This is a genomic window from Burkholderia sp. 10_S31 (assembly GCF_056930375.1).
The window spans coordinates 2,361,233-2,379,252 of sequence record NZ_JBXOWK010000003.1; the positions used below are offsets into that span (position 1 = coordinate 2,361,233).

16 protein-coding genes and 1 pseudogene are annotated in these 18,020 nt (G+C 67.7%); 2 read left to right on the plus strand and 15 right to left on the minus strand.

Going from position 1 to position 18,020, the window contains the following annotated elements; all coding sequences use genetic code 11:
• Nucleotides 1-2: 2 nt before the first annotated feature.
• From AC1Z3W_RS31100 to hutH, 13 genes are all read right to left on the minus strand, one after another.
• Nucleotides 3-206, minus strand: a complete 204-nt coding sequence (locus AC1Z3W_RS31100; RefSeq protein ID WP_483509256.1) for a helix-turn-helix transcriptional regulator — start codon at nucleotides 204-206, stop codon at nucleotides 3-5.
• A 128-nt stretch (nucleotides 207-334) separates the two neighbouring features.
• Nucleotides 335-1,177 carry a hypothetical protein gene (locus AC1Z3W_RS31105; RefSeq protein WP_483509257.1) on the minus strand — a complete coding sequence of 281 codons (843 nt, stop codon included), beginning with the start codon at nucleotides 1,175-1,177 and terminating at the stop codon, nucleotides 335-337.
• On the minus strand, nucleotides 1,161-1,463 hold the full coding sequence (locus tag AC1Z3W_RS31110; RefSeq protein ID WP_483509258.1) for a hypothetical protein: 303 nt from the start codon (nucleotides 1,461-1,463) through the stop codon (nucleotides 1,161-1,163). Before AC1Z3W_RS31110 ends, AC1Z3W_RS31105 begins: the two co-directional genes overlap by 17 nt.
• A 486-nt stretch (nucleotides 1,464-1,949) precedes the next feature.
• A complete protein-coding gene (locus tag AC1Z3W_RS31115) occupies nucleotides 1,950-3,344 on the minus strand; it encodes an aspartate aminotransferase family protein (protein ID WP_483509259.1) in 1,395 nt (464 codons plus the stop codon).
• Nucleotides 3,345-3,372: 28 nt separating this feature from the next.
• Nucleotides 3,373-4,710: a glutamine synthetase family protein gene (locus tag AC1Z3W_RS31120; protein ID WP_124835593.1), complete on the minus strand. Its 1,338-nt coding sequence runs from the start codon at nucleotides 4,708-4,710 to the stop codon at nucleotides 3,373-3,375.
• A gap of 12 nt (nucleotides 4,711-4,722) precedes the next feature.
• On the minus strand, nucleotides 4,723-5,529 hold the full coding sequence (locus tag AC1Z3W_RS31125; RefSeq protein WP_483509260.1) for a gamma-glutamyl-gamma-aminobutyrate hydrolase family protein: 807 nt from the start codon (nucleotides 5,527-5,529) through the stop codon (nucleotides 4,723-4,725).
• A 727-nt stretch (nucleotides 5,530-6,256) separates the two neighbouring features.
• Nucleotides 6,257-7,054, minus strand: coding sequence for an N-formylglutamate deformylase (gene hutG, locus AC1Z3W_RS31130; protein WP_124835595.1), 798 nt, complete (start codon nucleotides 7,052-7,054; stop codon nucleotides 6,257-6,259).
• A gap of 60 nt (nucleotides 7,055-7,114) precedes the next feature.
• On the minus strand, nucleotides 7,115-8,491 hold the full coding sequence (locus AC1Z3W_RS31135; RefSeq protein WP_483509261.1) for a formimidoylglutamate deiminase: 1,377 nt from the start codon (nucleotides 8,489-8,491) through the stop codon (nucleotides 7,115-7,117).
• 23 nt (nucleotides 8,492-8,514) lie between these two features.
• A complete protein-coding gene (gene hutI, locus AC1Z3W_RS31140) occupies nucleotides 8,515-9,738 on the minus strand; it encodes an imidazolonepropionase (protein ID WP_057929156.1) in 1,224 nt (407 codons plus the stop codon).
• A gap of 4 nt (nucleotides 9,739-9,742) precedes the next feature.
• On the minus strand, nucleotides 9,743-10,366 hold the full coding sequence (locus AC1Z3W_RS31145) for a HutD/Ves family protein (RefSeq protein WP_483509262.1): 624 nt from the start codon (nucleotides 10,364-10,366) through the stop codon (nucleotides 9,743-9,745).
• Nucleotides 10,367-10,368: 2 nt separating this feature from the next.
• Nucleotides 10,369-12,057, minus strand: coding sequence for a urocanate hydratase (hutU, locus tag AC1Z3W_RS31150; RefSeq protein ID WP_057929154.1), 1,689 nt, complete (start codon nucleotides 12,055-12,057; stop codon nucleotides 10,369-10,371).
• 38 nt (nucleotides 12,058-12,095) lie between these two features.
• Nucleotides 12,096-12,791, minus strand: coding sequence for a histidine utilization repressor (gene hutC, locus AC1Z3W_RS31155; RefSeq protein WP_044847652.1), 696 nt, complete (start codon nucleotides 12,789-12,791; stop codon nucleotides 12,096-12,098).
• Nucleotides 12,792-12,795: 4 nt separating this feature from the next.
• Entirely contained in the window at nucleotides 12,796-14,319 is a 1,524-nt protein-coding gene (gene hutH / locus AC1Z3W_RS31160) for a histidine ammonia-lyase (RefSeq protein ID WP_057929153.1), read from the minus strand.
• A gap of 199 nt (nucleotides 14,320-14,518) precedes the next feature.
• Here hutH and AC1Z3W_RS31165 point away from each other — a divergent pair.
• A pseudogene (locus AC1Z3W_RS31165) lies at nucleotides 14,519-14,650 on the plus strand (amino acid ABC transporter substrate-binding protein); the annotation flags it as partial.
• 21 nt (nucleotides 14,651-14,671) lie between these two features.
• Here the strand turns inward: AC1Z3W_RS31165 and AC1Z3W_RS31170 are convergent.
• On the minus strand, nucleotides 14,672-15,424 hold the full coding sequence (locus tag AC1Z3W_RS31170) for a 4'-phosphopantetheinyl transferase family protein (protein ID WP_483509263.1): 753 nt from the start codon (nucleotides 15,422-15,424) through the stop codon (nucleotides 14,672-14,674).
• A gap of 181 nt (nucleotides 15,425-15,605) precedes the next feature.
• Nucleotides 15,606-16,649, minus strand: coding sequence for an alpha/beta fold hydrolase (locus AC1Z3W_RS31175; RefSeq protein WP_175827250.1), 1,044 nt, complete (start codon nucleotides 16,647-16,649; stop codon nucleotides 15,606-15,608).
• Between the two features lie 129 nt (nucleotides 16,650-16,778).
• On the opposite strand from AC1Z3W_RS31175, the gene AC1Z3W_RS31180 reads away from it, so the two are divergent.
• Nucleotides 16,779-17,720: a LysR substrate-binding domain-containing protein gene (locus AC1Z3W_RS31180; protein WP_483509264.1), complete on the plus strand. Its 942-nt coding sequence runs from the start codon at nucleotides 16,779-16,781 to the stop codon at nucleotides 17,718-17,720.
• The last annotated feature ends 300 nt before the right edge of the window (nucleotides 17,721-18,020 follow it).

Sequence of the window (18,020 nt, forward strand, 5' to 3'; positions counted from 1 at the left end):
CCTCACCCCTCGACGCGATAGCCGGCCGGATCAGCGATCCACGCATCAACATCAACGCGGCGCCATGCGACCGAACGAGCGCCAATGCGAACGCTTCGCGGGAACGTGCCGGCGCGCATCTTCGCGTAAATCGAGGAGCGAGGCAGCCCAGTTTCAATCTCGACTTGCTTGCGGCGGACGAGCGCCTGTTTGATGATCTCGGCCATTTGAGGCTCCGTAAGTACGTTCCGGGCCATTCCCGGTACACGGAACCAAGGCTAGAGACGAACAAACGGAAAGAACCCAATATTGGGGTTCAGCGTTCCCAATATTGGGGTTTAGGACGCGGGGCGAGTCAGGGGTTGGGGTTGCGCCGCGCGATGTGTTGAGCTGCGTCCTTGAGGCGGTCGCGCAACGTCTGCTCGCTGACGCTGACGCCGATGCCGGCCAAGTCCGACAGGATCTCCCCGATACCGTCGAGTCGATCAGCGTGAATATCGAGCCCGTGCCCGGTCACGGCGAGACCGCCGATAAGCCTGAGCGCCATCGTCCGACTCTTACCCTGCAATTGATCGACCTCAAGCGCTTGAATCTTGGCATTCGCAGCGTCGAGCGACGCCGTCAGGTTCGACACGTCGCCGTTCAGCGCATAAATCTGCTCGCGAAGCTTCGTGCGGTCGTCCGTGATGGACGACGCTTCAGTCAATTGGCGTTTCAAGCTTGCGCATTCCGCTTCGGCAACGCGCAATCGCTCCAACAACTCCGCATCAGTGGTCGGCTCCGGATTCGGCTCGGGAATCGGCCAGACGTGCCCGCGACTAGCGCACCATGTACGGATATCGTCATGCGACAGCATCTGTTCGCCTCGATCAGCGCCCCAACTTCCGGCGGCGATTTTCTGATGTTCGATGGCGTCGATTAAGGCATCTTGCCACTTGCCGATTTCTGCGCCTTCGTCATCGCTGAGAAATCTCGACGCATCAAGGTCAATCCCGGCGAGAATCGCCGCTGCCCAGCGAAGAGAAACTTGGTACCGCCCGATAAACGGCTTGAACCAAGTAGCGACGGTCGTTTCCGCCTGTTCGAAATCGTTGCCTGCGCCCTCAGACCGTTCAAGGGCAATTCCACGGTCGGCAAGAAACTGGTAGATCTCGTCTACTTTGAAGCCGAGACGGTCGTAATCAGAACGGGATGTCATCTGGGTCGAGTTCCCAATCCGGTGCGAATGTTCCGTGAACAACAACGTATTGCAGTGCACGCTGGGCGTCCGCTAAACGGTTTCCGCCGATTTGGAGCAAGCCCCGCCCCGGCGCAAGTTCATACCATTCAGGCAGCTCGATTGCGTGCGCCTTGTACAGCTCTTCGGAAAGCCACGTCGCGGCATCCTTGAGGCTCACCTCTTGCGCTTCACACAACGCCGCCAGGATTTCGCGCAGGCTAACAAAGCTCGCTTTCCGCTCGGCCAAATCTTCTTTGATGCCCATTGCGCTCCTACACGCAAGACCCTTGGGTTAGAAACCGCCCCGGCCCGGCAAGGGAATCGGGTTTGGCGGAACAGCCGGGCGCGACTGCGCGCCCAGCCGCAAGGCGACGACAGCACAGTTCGTTGTGCCCGCCATACAGTACCAAGGAAGGCCAGCCGTACTCAAGACTTGTAGTAGGAATGGCAGCAAGGAGGAACGCAGCTAAGTGCGCACCGGGGACGCAGAGCGAGACTTCGGGGGGTACTTTTGGGGGTATGTCTCAACCCATCAACCAGCCTCCTCCTTACCGAGAATGGAACACATCGATCAATTTAAGGGAAGTACCGCCACCAAAGAATTCAAGGGCCTGCGTCTCACGACGCAGGCCCTTTTCGTTTTGCGGTCGCTTTTCCGCGGCCCGCCTCCCCTGCCCGGTTCTTTGCGCTGTCGAACAAGTTCGACGGGCGATAACGCTTCGACCACATGCAGTCGAGACGACGCGACAACTTACCCTCCACGCCTCACCCGCTCCGCAGTCGCATCGAACGCGCGCTTCGCCTTGTCGACGATCTCGTCGACCTCCGCCGCACAGATCACGAGCGGCGGCGACAGCAGCATCCGGTCGCCGGTCGCGCGCATGATCAGGTTGCCGTTGAAGCAGAAGTCGCGGCAGATCGTGCCGATATCGACGCTGGCGTCGAACCGCTCGCGCCGGTCGCGATCGCGCGCAAGCTGCACGCCCGCGACGAGCCCCGTCCCCGCGATCTCGCCGACGATCGGATGATCGCCGAGCGCTTCCCGCAGCCGGCGCTGAAAGTACGGCCCGATATCGCGCTTCACGCGCTCGACGATCCCTTCGTCGCGCAGCAGCTTCAGGTTCGCGACCGCGACGGCCGCGGCGACCGGGTGGCCCGAATACGTGAGGCCGTGATTGAATTCGCCGTGGTCGATGATCGGCCGCGCGATGCGCTCGTGAATACCGACCGCGCCCATCGGCACGTAGCCCGACGTCAGGCCCTTGGCCATCGTGATCAGGTCAGGCTCGAAGCCGAAGTGCTGGTGCGCGAACCATTCGCCGGTGCGCCCGAACCCGCCGATCACTTCGTCGGCGACCAGCAGGATGTCGTACTTGCGGCAGATCCGCTGGATTTCCGGCCAATACGTCGACGGCGGGAAGATCACGCCGCCCGCGCCCTGGAACGGCTCGCCGATGAACGCGGCGACGTTCTCCGCGCCGAGCTCGAGGAGCTTCGCTTCGAGCTGCTGCGCGCGGGCGAGGCCGAACGCTTCGGGCGTTTCACCAGCTGCTGCTTCGCCGAAGAAGTACGGCTGGTCGATGTGCACGATGTGCTCGACCTTCGACGGCATCTGCTCGTGCATGTAGCCCATCCCGCCGAGCGTGCCGCCCGCGATCGTCGAGCCGTGGTAGCCGTTCTTGCGCGAGATCACATACTTCTTCTGCGGCTTGCCCTGCACGCGCCAGTACTGGTGCGCGAGACGCAGCACGGTGTCGTTGCCTTCCGAGCCGCTGTTGCAATAGAAGAAGTGGTTGAAGCCTTCGGGCGTGACTTCGGCGAGCATCGCCGACAGCTCGATCACCGGCGGGTGGGTGGTCTTGAAGAACGTGTTGTAGAACGGCAGTTCCTGGAGCTGGCGATACGCGGCGTCGGCGAGCTCCTTGCGGCCGTAGCCGACGTTCACGCACCAGAGGCCGGCCATCCCGTCGATGATCTTGTTGCCGTCCGAGTCCCACAGGTAGACGCCGTCGGCCTTCACGATCACGCGGCTGCCCGCGCGATTGAGCGCCCCCATGTCCGAGAACGGATGGATGTGGTGCGCGGCGTCGAGCGCGCGGTATTCGGCAGTCGGCCGCGCGGCGACGGCTTCGTTGGGTTCGGTCATGTTGCCTCCGCTAGTCGATGCCGCACGCTCACACGTGCAGCAGAAGATGGCGACGTTCCCACGAACTGATCACGCGGAAGAACGCTTCGTATTCGGTTTCCTTCAGCGCCAGGTACGCCTTCACGAACTTGTCGCCGAGAATGCCGGCGAGCGGCGTGCATGCGGCCATCAGCGAGATGCCCTCCTCGAGGTTGCGCGGCAGTCCGTACGGCAGGTCGTAGCCGTCGCTGACGAGCGGCTCGGTCGGCTCGAGACTCTGCGTCATGCCGAGATAACCGGCCGCGAGCGTCGCCGCGAACGCGAGATACGGGTTGCAGTCGACGCCCGGGATGCGGTTCTCGATGCGCCGCGCAACCGGCGTCGACTGCGGGATGCGGAAGCCGACCGTGCGGTTGTCGTAGCCCCACTGCACGTTGATGGGCGCGGCCATGAAGCGCGACAGCCGGCGATACGAGTTGATGTACGGCGCGAAGATCGGCATCAGCGCGGGCGTGTATTTCTGCAGCCCCGCGAGATAGCTGTGGAACATCGGTGACACGACACCGCCTTCCTCGGCAAACAGGTTGTGACCGGTACGCGCATCGGCGAGACTCTGGTGGATGTGCATCGCGGAACCCGGCTCGCCTTCCATCGGCTTGGCCATGAACGTCGCGTACATGTTGTGGCGCAGCGCCGCCTCGCGCACCGTGCGCTTGAACAGGAACACCTGGTCGGCGAGCGACAGCGCGTCGCCGTGCACGAAGTTGATCTCCATCTGCGCGGCGCCGACCTCGTGGATCAGCGTCTCGATGTCGAGGCCCTGCATTTCGCAGTATTCGTAGATATCCTCGAACAGCGGATCGAACTCGTTGACGGCCTCGATCGAATACGACTGCCGGCCCGTCTCCGCACGGCCCGTGCGCCCGACCGGCGGACGCAGCGGCAGGTCGGGATCGGCATTCATGTCGACCAGATAGAACTCGAGCTCGGGTGCGACCACCGGCTTCCAGCCCTTCGCCTTGTAGAGATCGAGCACGCGACGCAGCACGTAGCGCGGCGAGATCTCGACCGGCGAGCCGTCGAAATGCACGCAGTCGTGGATCACCTGCGCGGTCGGATCGACGGCCCACGGAATCAGGCAGATCGTCGACGGGTCGGGCACGCACACCATGTCGGGATCGGTCACGCCGGTCAGCGTGCCGTCCTCCGGATAGTCGCCCGTGACGGTCTGCACCATCACGGCCTGAGGCAGGCGCATCGATTCGCCGGATTCGAATTTGTTGCGCGGAATGATCTTGCCGCGCGCGATGCCGGCCATGTCGGGAATGATCGCCTCGACTTCGGTGATGCGGTGCTGGCGCAGGAATTCGCTCAGTTCGGGTTGCATGATCGGCCTCGTTCAGTCGATGTCGGATGCGGCCGGCGACGGCATGGTGCCGCCGGCCGCATGAATGCGGTGTGTCATGCGCGCGCGGCACGCCGCGCCGAATGCCGCGAAGATGTCGCGCGACAGCGGCTGTTCCGCGAAACGCCATTCGGGATGCCACTGCACGCCGAGCGCGAACGCGCGCGCGCCGCGCACGCTCACGGCCTCGATCAGCCCGTCGGGCGCGCTCGCTTCGACCGCGAGCCCCGCGCCGAGCCGCGCGATGCCCTGGTCGTGCAGCGAATTGACCATCGCGTCATGCGCGCCGCGCGCGACCCGCTGCAGCAGGCCGCCCGGCGCGAGCTGCACGCGGTGCGCGGGCCCGTACTGCCGCTCGAGCGGATCGCCGTCGCGCTCGCGATGATCGTGGAAGCCGGGGCTCGCGTGCAGCCGCTGATGCAGCGTGCCGCCATACGCGACGTTCAGCTCCTGCATGCCGCGGCAGATCGCGAGCACGGGCACGCCCACATCGATCGCCGCGCGGATCAGCGGCAGCGCGGTCGCGTCGCGCGCGGGGTCGTGCAGCGTATCGGGCGTACTCGCCGGCCCGCCGTAGTGATGCGGCTCGACGTTCGAATAGCTGCCGGTCAGCAGCAACCCGTCGATCGACGCCACGATCGCGTCGGCCGGTTGCCGCGCGCCCAGCGCGGGCAGCACGAAGGCCAGCGCGCCGGCGCCGTCGACCAGCGCGACGAGATACTTCTCCCCGGCCGTGTGGTTCGGATGGGCGCCGCGCAGCATGCGGTCAGCGGTGACGGCTACGATCGGGCGCGGTCGCATGAGCGCCTCCGCGATATGCGCGCGACGCGTGCGGACGCGCAGGACGATGGAAGCCCGTGCGGGCACGGCAAGCGTCCATGCGAGATCATGCCGCGCTGACGTTGCGGCAGCAGGCGGGGCAATCCGATGCGAGAGCGGAAAAGGACGCTAGGGCAACAATGAAGCGCTGCCGTCGCACTGCACCGCGCTGAACACGTGCGCGGTCACGAGGTTGAAGCGGCGCAGGCCGCTACGGGACACAGCGAAGAAACGAGGCTCGCGTATGAGGGCGGCGCGCGTGCCGCGATCAGCATGCCGGATTGGCCCGGCCTGAGGCGGCGCGCCCGCCGACGGACTTCGGGTCCGGCGTATCGATGAGCTGGCGGCTTTCACGATCGTACTCGACTGACTGATGAAGACAGGACACGTGTCGCGATGAAGCGAAGGCGGCAATGCCGCGCGGCGACACGTCGGCAAGGTGTCTCGCAACGGGTTCCGGCGCGGTGCGACGCTGATCGACGCCGTCGCGGCCGGCGCGCGCGTGACGACTTCCTGACATTCAGCTTATATCACCTAAAAATTGCGTCAAATTTTCAGGTGTCGATCCCGGCATCGATCAGACGAAAAAAAACGGCATCGACCAGCCGGGTCGATGCCGTTTTTGTGCGCCGCGGCGGCGTGCGCACCGCACGCCGGCAAGCCGTGGCGCGCGCGATCGCCGCGCCGCCGCACGCAGCGGACCGAACGATCAGCGGTGTGCGAGTGCGGTTTCGACGAGCGTCTGCAGCAGCGGCACGATTCGCGCGGCGCGCGCTTCGTCGTACGCGTACGGCCGCGTCTCTTCCATGTAGGTGATCTGCGACAGTTCGAGCTGCACGGCTTCGACGCCGGTGGCAGGCACGCCGTAGTGACGCGTGATGTAGCCGCCCTTGAAACGCCCGTTCGCGACGGCCGTATATCCGCCGTGCGCGGTCACGCATGCGGCGAGCGCCTCGGCGAGGCCGGGCGCCGCGCTCGCACCGCTCGACGTGCCGAAGTTGAAGTCGGGCAGCCGGCCTTCGAAGAAGCGCGGCACGTGCGAACGGATCGAATGCGCTTCCCACACGAGCACGCGGTCGTGCTCGCGCTTCAGGCGCGCGATCTCGCCTTGCAGCGCGTCGTGATACGGGCGCCAGTAACGGTCGCGGCGGCGCATGATCTCGTCGTTGCCGGGCTGCGCGTTCGCCGGATACAGCGGCGCCTTGTCGAACGTGTCGACCGGCACGAGCCCGGTCGTGTCCTGCCCCGGGTACAGGTTCTCGTTGTCGGGCGGACGGTTCAGGTCGACAACGTAGCGCGCGTGCGACGGCACGAGAATCGATGCGCCGAGCGTCGCGGCGAACCCGTACAGCCGTTCGAGGTGCCAGTCGCAATCGTCGACGAAGCGCGCGTCGAGGGTCATCGTCGCGGCGATGTCGTCGGGGATGTGGGTGCCTGCGTGCGGAATCGAGATCAGCAGCGGCAGCGTGCCCTGCTTCAGCGTGAATACAGCCGGTTGTTCAGTCATGTCGCATCACCGTAAGAGTCTTGCAGGCGCACGCGCGCGGCGTGCGCCGGGTGCCGCGCGTCAGCGCAGCAGTTGTGCCAGCGCGGCGCGATAGTCGGCATACGCAAGCGCTTCGTCGCGATGGCGGCGGCCGCTCACGACGCACTCGCCGCCGGTGTAGACGTCGAGCACCGGCGTGTCGCCGTGCTCGGCGAACACCGCGCCCGACAGCCAGGCTGCGCTGCCGTGTTCGGCGATCGCCGGATGATCGGGATCGAGCACGAGCCAGTCGGCGCGGCAGCCTTCGCGCAGCGCACCGATGCGCCGCCCGCTTGCCTGCGCGCCGCCCGCGAGCGATGCGTCGACGAGGCGATCGGCGACATGGGCCTGCGTGTCGCTCGCGAGCACGTTGCGCGCGCGATGCACGAGCCGCTGCCCGTATTCGAGCAGACGCAGCTCCGAGCGCCAGTCGACCGATGCGTGGCTGTCCGAGCCGACGCCGATCACCCCGCCCTGCGCAAGATAGTCGACGGCCGGGAACACGCCGTCGCCGAGGTTCGCCTCGGTGGTCAGGCAGAGGCCGGCCACCGCGCGACGCTTCGCGAGCGCGGCCGTCTCGGCCGCATCCACGTGCGTCGCGTGCACGAGGCACCAGCGCGCATCGACGTCGAAGCGATCGAGCAGCCATTGCACGGGGCGTGCGCCGTAGGCACGCACGCAATCGTCGACTTCGGCCGTCTGCTCGGCGATGTGGATATGCACCGGCGCGTCGTTGGGCAGGCCTTCGAGCAGCACGCGCAACCCGCTTTCGGACACCGCGCGCAGCGAGTGCGGCGCAACGCCGTAGCGCAGCCCGCCGTGCTCGGGCGCGCCGCGCCGCATCGAGTCGAGCAGTTCGAGCAGGCCGTCCGGCGTGTTGATGAAGCGGCGCTGGTCGTCGCGCGGCGGCTTGTTGCCGAAGCCGGCGAACTGGTACGACACGGGCAGCATCGTGATGCCGATGCCGGCCGAGCGCGCCGCGTCGATCACGCGCGTGCCGAGTTCCGCGATCTGCGGATAACGCGAGCCGTCCTGCGTGTGATGCACGTAGTGGAATTCGCACACCGATGTGTAGCCGCATTTCAGCATCTCGACGTACAGCCAGCGCGCGATCGCGGCGAGCGCGTCGGGCGTGATCTTCAGCGCGAAGCGGTACATCAGGTCGCGCCAGCTCCAGAAGCTGTCGGCGGGATTCGCGCGGTATTCGGTGAGCCCCGCCATCGCGCGCTGGAACGCGTGCGAATGCAGGTTCGGCATGCCGGGCAGCACGGGCCCGGCCGCGCGCGCGACGCCTGCCGGCGCGTCGGTGTCGGGCGTCACGTCGGTCAGCGTGCCGGCCGCGTCCCAGCGCAGCAGCACGTTGCGGCGCCAGCCATCGGGCAGATAGGCATGGTCCGCGAACAGCGTCATTTCGGTCATGGTGTGTCTCGTCTGTTGCAAGGCTAGCCGTTCATCCGGCGAAACACCGTCGCCCCGCCGCGCACGACCTGTTCGCACAGCGGCCGGCCGATCCAGTAAGCGAGCTCCGACAGCGAACCGACCGACCAGACCGCGAAGTCGGCCTGGCGCCCGATCTCGAGCGCGCCGTGACGATCTGCACGGCCGAGCGCCGCGGCCGCATGGCGCGTCACGCCCTGCAGCACCTCGGGCACCGTCATCCGGAACAGCGTGCAGCCCATGTTCAGCGTCAGCAGCAGCGATTCGAGCGGCGACGTGCCCGGGTTGTGATCGGTCGCGAGCGCGATCGGCACGCCGTGCTTGCGCAGGAGCTCGATGGGCGGCAACTGCGTTTCGCGAATGAAGTAGTACGCGCCGGGCAGCAGCACGGCGACCGTGCCGGCCGCCTTCATCGCCTCGATGCCGGCTTCGTCGAGAAATTCGAGGTGGTCGGCGGACAACGCGCGATACCGCGCGGCAAGCGCGGTGCCGCCCGCGTTCGACAACTGCTCCGCGTGCAGCTTCACCGGCAGGCCGCGCCGCGTCGCGGCCTCGAACACGCGCTCGGTCTGCGCGAGCGAAAAGCCGATGCGCTCGCAGAACACGTCGACCGCGTCGACGAGGCCTTCATCGGCCAGCGCCGGCAGCATGCGTTCGCACACTTCGTCGATGTATTCGTCCGCGCGGCCCGCATATTCCGGCGGCAGCGCGTGCGCGCCGAGGAACGTCGTGTAGACCGTGACCGGGAAGCGCTCGCCGAGCTGGCGCGCGACGCGCAGCATCTTGCGTTCGCTCGCGAGGTCGAGCCCGTAGCCCGACTTGATCTCGATCGCGCTCACGCCTTCGGCGAGCAGCGGCTGCAGGCGTGCGGCGGCCTGCACGAACAGCGTCGTCTCGTCGGCCGCGCGCGTCGCGCGCACCGTCGACACGATCCCGCCGCCCTGCCGCGCGATTTCCTCGTAGCTGACGCCGGCGAGGCGCTGCGCGAACTCGTCGGCGCGCGTGCCGCCGTACACGAGGTGCGTGTGGCAGTCGACGAGGCCCGGCGTCACCCACGCGCCGTGCAGGTCTTCCCGCTGCCAGTGGGCGTAACCGTCCGGTAGCGCGGAAAATGCGCCCAGCCACACGATCGTGCCGGTTTCGTCGACGGCGATCGCCGCGTCGTCGATCGTTTCGTCGGGATGGCCGTGCGGACACAGCCTCAGGTGATGCCAGACAGTCGGTTTCATGCGTTCAGTCTCGTTCGCCGACGGTGAGCGACACGGCGAGCAGCGCGCCGCCTCCGCTCACGACGACGTCAAACGCACGCTGCGGCCCGTCGAGCCGCAGCGTGTCCATTTCCTGCAGCGCATAGTGCGCGCCGTCGATCTCGACGCCGACCGCGCCGGTCGCGCAGAACAGCAGCACGGTATCGGCGCGCTCGACGCGGTGCGTGCCTTCGGGCCACACGTCGACGGTCCCGCGCGCGGCCGAACGGCGCGTCATCAGGTTGAAGTCGCGCGTCGCGCCGTCATGCAGCGTCGCGTCGATCGCCGCTTCGCCCGCGAAATCCGCGCGCGAGAGCGGCACGTCGAGCACGTGCTTCGCCCCGCCCGCTTCCGCGAGCGTCATGCCCGCGCCGGACAGCAGCACGAGCGTGCGGTCGATGCCGTCGAAACGCGAGAACGGCCCGGCCGCGCCGACGTCCGCGACGCTCACGCGCCATGCGAACGTATCGAGCGCGGCGCCCGGCGGGAACGCGCCGATTTCGCGCGTCACGCCGCCGCCGTTCTTCCACGGCGACGCGACGAGATCCGCCGAGCGGATCATCGCGGCGGCCAGCGTCGCGCTCACCGGCGCCTGGTCGAGCGCCGTCATGCTCAGCGGCCGAGCATCGGCAGCTTCAGGCCGGCTTCGCGGGCCGTCTGCTGCGCGAGTTCGTAGCCGGCATCCGCATGGCGCATCACGCCCGTCGCCGGATCGTTCAGCAGCACGCGGCCGAGACGCTCGTGCGCGTCGGCGGTGCCGTCGGCGACGATCACGACGCCCGAGTGCTGCGAGAAGCCCATGCCGACACCGCCGCCGTGGTGCAGCGACACCCACGATGCGCCGCCCGCGGTGTTCAGCAGCGCGTTCAGCAGCGGCCAGTCGCTCACGGCGTCCGAACCGTCCTTCATCGATTCCGTCTCGCGGTTCGGGCTCGCAACCGAACCCGTGTCGAGGTGGTCGCGGCCGATCACGATCGGCGCCTTCAGTTCGCCGTTCTTCACCATCTCGTTGAACGCCTGGCCGAGGCGATAGCGATCCTTCACGCCGACCCAGCAGATCCGTGCCGGCAGGCCCTGGAACGCGATGCGCTCACGTGCCATGTCGAGCCAGTTGTGCAGGTGCGGATCGTCGGGGATCAGCTCCTTCACCTTCTGGTCGGTCTTGTAGATGTCTTCCGGATCGCCCGACAGCGCGACCCAGCGGAACGGACCCTTGCCTTCGCAGAACAGCGGGCGGATGTACGCCGGCACGAAGCCCGGGAAGTCGAACGCGTTCTCGACGCCCATTTCCAGCGCCATCTGGCGGATGTTGTTGCCGTAGTCGAGCGTCGCCGCGCCACGTTCCTGCAGATCCAGCATCGCCTGCACCTGCACGGCCATCGACTGCTTCGCGACCTTCACGATGCTCTGCGGATCGACCTTCTGCGCCTCGCGCCATTGCGCGACGGTCCAGCCTTGCGGCAGGTAGCCGTTGATCGGGTCGTGCGCGCTCGTCTGGTCGGTCACGCAATCCGGCGTGATGCCGCGCTTGACGAGTTCCGGGAACACGTCGGCCGCGTTGCCGAGCAGGCCGATCGACACCGGCTTGCCGGTGCGCTTCGCTTCCTCGATCATGCCGAGCGCTTCGTCGAGCGTCGTCGCCTTCTTGTCGACGTAACGCGTCTTCAGGCGGAAGTCGATGCGCGTCTCGTCGCATTCGACCGCGATCATCGAGAAGCCGGCCATCGTCGCGGCCAGCGGCTGCGCGCCGCCCATGCCGCCCAGACCGCCCGTCAGGATCCAGCGGCCCGACGGATCGCCGTTGAAGTGCTGGTTCGCGACCGAGAAGAACGTTTCATAGGTGCCCTGCACGATGCCCTGGCTGCCGATGTAGATCCAGCTGCCGGCCGTCATCTGGCCGTACATCATCAGGCCCTTGCGGTCGAGCTCGTGGAAGTGGTCCCAGTTCGCCCAGTGCGGCACGAGGTTCGAGTTCGCGAGCAGCACGCGCGGCGCATCCTTGTGCGTGCGGAACACGCCGACCGGCTTGCCCGACTGGATCAGCAGCGTTTCGTTTTCCTCGAGATCCTTCAGCGACGCGAGGATCTGGTCGTAGCATTCCCAATTGCGCGCCGCACGGCCGATGCCGCCGTACACGACGAGCGCATGCGGATGCTCGGCGACTTCCGGATCCAGGTTGTTCTGGATCATCCGGTAGGCCGCTTCGGCCAGCCAGGTCTTGCAGACCTTCTCGCTGCCGCGCGGTGCGCGGATCGTGCGCGTCGGATCGAGACGGGGATCGATGTGTTTCGGATGGTTCATGACGACAGCTCCCGAGGGAAAGTGAATATCAATAGGAATCAGAAATGCCCGGTGAAGCGATAACGGCTGCCGGGGTGCCACAGATTCGCCACCGAGGCGACGACGCCCTGCGACCAGGTGCGCCGATGTAAAACCAGACACGGCTCGACGTCGTCCATCCGCAGTTGCTCGCGCCGCTCGGGCGCCGGAGCCGCCGCTTCGATCCGGTACTCGACGCGCTGCAGCGGTGCCGCGCGCATCAGGTACAGGTTCGGCGTCGTGTTCGTGAAGTCCTGCTCCGCATAATCCGGCGCGACCGCCGGATTCACCCACCGTTCTTCGAGCTGGACGGGTTCGTCATTCTCGAAGTGCAACACCTGCGAATAAAACAGCTTCGCGCGCACGGCCATCTGCATCTCGTCGGCGAGCGCCTCGTCGGCGCGGATCGTCTCGAGGCCGAGCACGCTGGCGCGATACGCATGCCCGCGGGCGTCGACCTCTTCCGAGATGCTGCGGATCGCGACGAGCGTCGACTCGTACTTCGGCCGCGCGACGTAGGTGCCGGCGCCCTTCATGCGCGTCAGCACCTGCTCGGCCGTCAACTCGCGCAACGCGCGGTTGACGGTCATGCGCGCGACCTTGAACTCGCGGGCCAGTTCGTTCTCGGAGGGCACCTGGTCGCCCTCCGCCCACTCGCCGGCATGAATGCGGCCCAGGATGAAATCCTTGATCTCCTGGTAGACCGGCGCGCTCATGGGCTTACTGTTCCGATGCGAACGAGAACGGCGCGACCTTCGCGAACGCGCGCTCGCCGACGAGCTTCGCGATCACGGCGATGTCCGGCGCGAAGTAGTGGTCGAGCTCGTAGTGCGCAACCTTGCCGCGGATCGTTTCCATCACGGGCGCGAGCTTCGGGCTCGTGTGGTACGGCGCGCGCAGGTCGACGCCCTGTGCCGCGGCCAGCAGTTCGATCGCGAGGATGTGCTTCGTGTTGTCCGCGATGTCGGCGAGCTTGCGTGCGGCGAACGTCGCCATCGACACGTGGTCTTCCTGGTTCGCCGAAGTCGGCAGCGAGTCGACCGATGCCGGGTGCGCAAGCGTCTTGTTTTCCGACGCCAGTGCGGCAGCCGTCACGTGGGCGATCATGAAGCCCGAGTTCACGCCGCCGTCCTTCACGAGGAACGGGGGCAGGCCCGACAGCGTCGCGTCGATCAGCAGTGCGATGCGGCGTTCGGCCAGCGCGCCGATTTCCGCTGCGGCGAGCGCGAGGTTGTCGGCCGCGAATGCGACGGGTTCGGCGTGGAAGTTGCCGCCCGACAGCACTTCGCCGGTATCCGGGAAGATCAGCGGGTTGTCCGACACGGCGTTTGCTTCGACCAGCAGCACGGCGGCGGCATGGCGCATCTGGTCCAGGCACGCGCCCATCACCTGCGGCTGGCAGCGCAGGCTGTACGGATCCTGCACCTTGTCGCAGTCGCGGTGCGACTGGTTGATCGGCGAGCCTTCGAGCAGGTCGCGGTACGACGCGGCCGCGTCCATCTGGCCCTGATGGCCGCGCAGTTCATGGATGCGGGCGTCGAACGGCTTCACCGAGCCGGCTGCCGCATCGACCGACAGCGCACCCGCGACGAGCGCGGTGCGGTACAGGTCTTCGATCGCGAACATGTTGTCGAGCGCCAGCGCCGTCGATGCCTGCGTGCCGTTCAGCAGCGCCAGGCCTTCCTTCGCCTGCAGCGTGAGCGGCGCGAGGCCCGCGACGCGCAGACCGTCGAGCGCGCTCGCGCGCTCGCCGCGGATGAACACTTCACCGACGCCGAGCAGCACGGCCGACATGTGCGCGAGCGGCGCGAGGTCGCCCGATGCGCCGACCGAGCCCTTCACCGGGATCAGCGGCAGCACGTCCGCGTTGAACAGCGTGATCAGCGCATCCATCACCTCGCGGCGGATGCCCGAGTGGCCGCGGCCGAGGCTCGACAGCTTCAGTGCCATCAGCAGGCGCACCGACGAGCGCGCCATCGGCTCGCCGACGCCGACCGCATGCGACAGCACCAGGTTCTTCTGCAGCAGCTCAAGCTGGTCGTGCGGGATGTGCGTGCTGGCCAGGCGACCGAAGCCCGTGTTGATGCCGTAGGCCGGCTCGCCCTTTGCAGCGATGTCGGCGACGGCCTTCGCGCCGGCGTCGATCTTCGCGAAGCTCGCCGGGTCGAGCTTGAGCTGCACGGATTCGCGAGCGATCTGGCGCAGTTGCGGGAGGGTCAGGTGGCCGGGGGTCAACGTAATCATGTGAGCAATCCTGTCTAGACAAGTTCGGGATGGATTGCAGTGTAGCCATCCGAACTTGTCTAGACAACCCGTTTTTCATGATTTCGACTCGGGAGTTTCCCTGATGTCCGGCGCGGCCCGCCGGATCGGCCCGGCGGGTCGCGCAATTAACATATGTTTCAATTATTTTGTTTTAGGAAACATATGAATCAACGCGCCCGGCGAGATCCATGCGCTGTACGACAAGTGGTTCATGAAGCCAGTGCCGACGAAGGGGCTTGCGTTCGACTTCCCGATGAGCGACGTGATCAAGGCGCGCTACGCGGCGCCGAACGACGCGCCGCTCGAGTGAGCGGCGCGCGCTGAAACACGCTCAGCGCGTCCACGCGACGCAGGCCGCGTAGCCGGGCGCCGCATCGAGCCAGCTCGCGTCGAACGCGGCCACGCCGGCGGCCGGCGCGGTCGGCTCGACGATCGTCGTCGCGGGCGTCGCCGCATCGCGCGGCGGCACGACCGCGAACGCGCGCAGCCCGCCGACGATGCCCGTGCCGAGCGCCTTCAGCAGCGCCTCCTTCGCGGACCACACGCGCATGAACGCGCCGGCACGCGCGGCGGGCGGCAGGCCGTCGAGATACGCGGCCTCGGTGGCCGCGCACACTTCGGCAGTCAGCGCACGCCAGTCGGTCGTGCGGTTGCAGCTTTCGATATCGACGCCGACGCGCCCTGCGCCCGCCCATGCGATGAGCGCGTGATCGCCCGCGTGCGACACGTTGAAATCGAGCGATGCGCGATGCGCGGGATCCAGCGACGGCCGCCCCGATGCGTCGACGACGATCTCGATGTCCCGCGGCGCAACACCGAGCGCCGCGCCGAGCACGTCGCGCAGCGCGACGCGCGTCGCGGCGCTGCGCACCGCATCCTCGTGTCGAAGATAGCGCGCGGCACGCGCACGCTCGGCGTCGCTCAGGGCCGCATAGGCGGGCGACGCGAGCGACACGCGCCAGTCGAAATCGATGCGCGCGACCTGCACGCCGGCACGCGACGCGGCAGGCGGCACATCGAGCAGGTGCACGTACCACGCGCGGCACAGGTCGTCGGGAATCCCGGAATCGGGCGGAATGGACATCGGTACGCAGGAGCCAGTCGAATCAAACGTCCGATGTTAATCGATCGCGGCGAGCGCAGATCGAGGCGCCGCGACCGGGACCGTCAGCGGCGGCAGCCGGCGCGGCCGCTTCATGGCCGCTTCATGGCCGCTTCATGGCCGCTTCATCGAAGCAGCGGCCTGACCGCGCGTGCGGGCGCCGTCACCCGTGCGCAAGCGCACCCGGCACGCCGCTTCCGGCGAACCGCGCGCGCTGCGCCGGATGGCGCGCGTGGACGCGGCCCGGCGCATCGGCCGGCAGCGCGCCGTGCTGCAGCCAGTACAGCGCGACGGGCCACAGCGTGTCGGTGAAGCGGCTGTGGAAAAAAGCGAAATGGCCGATCTCGTCGACGCCAATGTCGCCCGGCGCGATCCTCAGGTGCGTGACGTCGCTGCCCGTGTAATAGCCGACCAGCCGTTCGATCGCGTCGACCGTGCCGAACCCGTCGTCGTCGAGCCCGATTGCGAGCATCGGCGCCGACAGCCGCGCGAAGCGGGCCGGCAACGCGGCGCGGCTCGCCGCGGTTTCGGCGAGCAGACCCTGCGTGTAGGCATCCTCGAAGCGCGGTTGCGAGCGCACCCACGACAGCGCGACGCCGCGCGGCGTGTCTTCCATCCAGCCGAGCCGTTTCGCGGGCACATAGCCGAACACGGCTGCGAGCGCCGGCATCGCGACGTGCCACTTCCACCACATGCGCCGCCGCTCTTCCGGCCGATAGTCGCGCCAGTATGCATACTGCGCGCCGACGGTCACCGCGTGACGCACGTAGGCGTTCGACGCCGCGAGCCCGAGCACGCACCCGCCGATGCTGTGCGCGACGACGTCGAGCGGCTGGCCCGGAAATGCGTCGCGCGCATACTGCAGCGCGGCCTCGCAATCGAGCCGCCCCCAGTCGAGCCAGTTCGCGCGCAGCTTCGCGAGTTGCGCGGGGCGCGACCCGCCAATCCCGCGATAGTCGTAGACGAGCACGTCGCGCCCTTGCGCGAAGAGCCACGCCGCGAAGCGGAAGTAATAGTCGCAGCGCACCGACGTCGCGCAATTGACGACCGTCACGGGCCGCAGAGCGCCGCCGCCGCGATGCCGCCACACGTATCCGCGCAGCACGTACCCGTCGGCCGCGGTCAGCGGCACGGATTCCGGCGGCAACGCATCCGCCGCTCGCTCGGCCGCGCGCGCTGCCCCGCCGGCTTCGTTCGAAATCGTCATCCTGTCTCCTGTGCGGCGCCACATGACCCCGCAGACCCGTCGCCCGCCCGATCGCGCCAGCCTCCATTGAACTTGACGCGCCCGGCGTTCTCAACCAATCTTGCTGCTCCGTTCGCATGAGCCCTACGCATGTCAACGCCGCTCGTCCGTCTCCCGTCGCTGGACCTTGTGCGCGGCTTCGTCGCCGTCGGCCGCCGCATGAGCATCACGCTCGCCGCGCAGGACCTGTGCGTCACGCAGTCGGCGGTCAGCCGCCAGGTGCATGCCCTCGAAGCCCATCTCGGCGTCGCATTGCTGCAGCGCGGCTATCGGAAGATCGCGTTCACGCCGGCGGGCGAGCGGCTGTTTCGCGCCGCGGATGCGGCGCTGCTCAGCCTGCAGGACACCGTCGCGTCGCTCGCCGCCGCGCGCGAGCGCCAGCCCGTCACGATCACGGCGAGCATCGGCGTCACCGCGCTGTGGCTGCTGCCGCGCCTCGGGCGCCTGCAGGCGCGCCTGCCCGACATCGACTTGCGCGTGGCCGCGAACGACAAGGTACTCGATTTGCGCGCCGAAGGCATCGACCTCGGGATCCGCTATTGCCCGCGCGAGCGCGCGCCGGCCGGCGCGGTGCGCCTGTTCGACGAGATCGTGGTGCCGGTCGCGCACCCCGCGCTGGCCACCCGGCCCGTCACCGACGCGGCCGCGATCGCGAACCACGTGCTGCTCGAATTCGACGGGCCGCCGCAACCGCAGTTGCAGTGGCGTGCGCACCTGCATGCGGCCGGGCTCGGCGACGCGCACCCGAAGGGCACGCTGCGCTTCAACCAGTACGACCAGGTGATCCACGCCGCGATCGCCGGCCGGGGCGTCGCGCTCGGACGGCTCGCGCTCGTCGCGCCGATGCTCGCCGACGGCCGGCTCGCGGTGCTCGGCCCGCACTCCCAGGCATTGTCGGATGCGTACGGCTACTGGCTGTTCCGGCACGATCCGGCACCGCGCCGCGAAGTCGCCGACGTGCGCGCCTGGATTCTCGCGGAAGCGGCCGAGTGCGATGCGGCAATGCACGCTTACGACGCGGCGCAACGCTAGCCGCGAGCGGGTTTCCGCGTCGAACCGATGGCGGCGCAGTCGCAGCATTGCACAACGGATCGCCCCGCCACGGGCGATGCACTGACGCGCCGGGGTTCCGTCGCATCGTCGCGTGCCACGCCGGCTGCATGCGCCGCAAGGCTTCACGTGCCCGCCCGCACCGCGCCCCTCCCCCGCCTCGCATCCGAATCGCCTCGCATTCCCCGCACGCATGCGAACCCGACCGAATGATCGCTTGAGCGACACCGGCACCGGATCGTCTAATCGAATCGAACGCGGCCGTCGCGCCGCACGCATTCA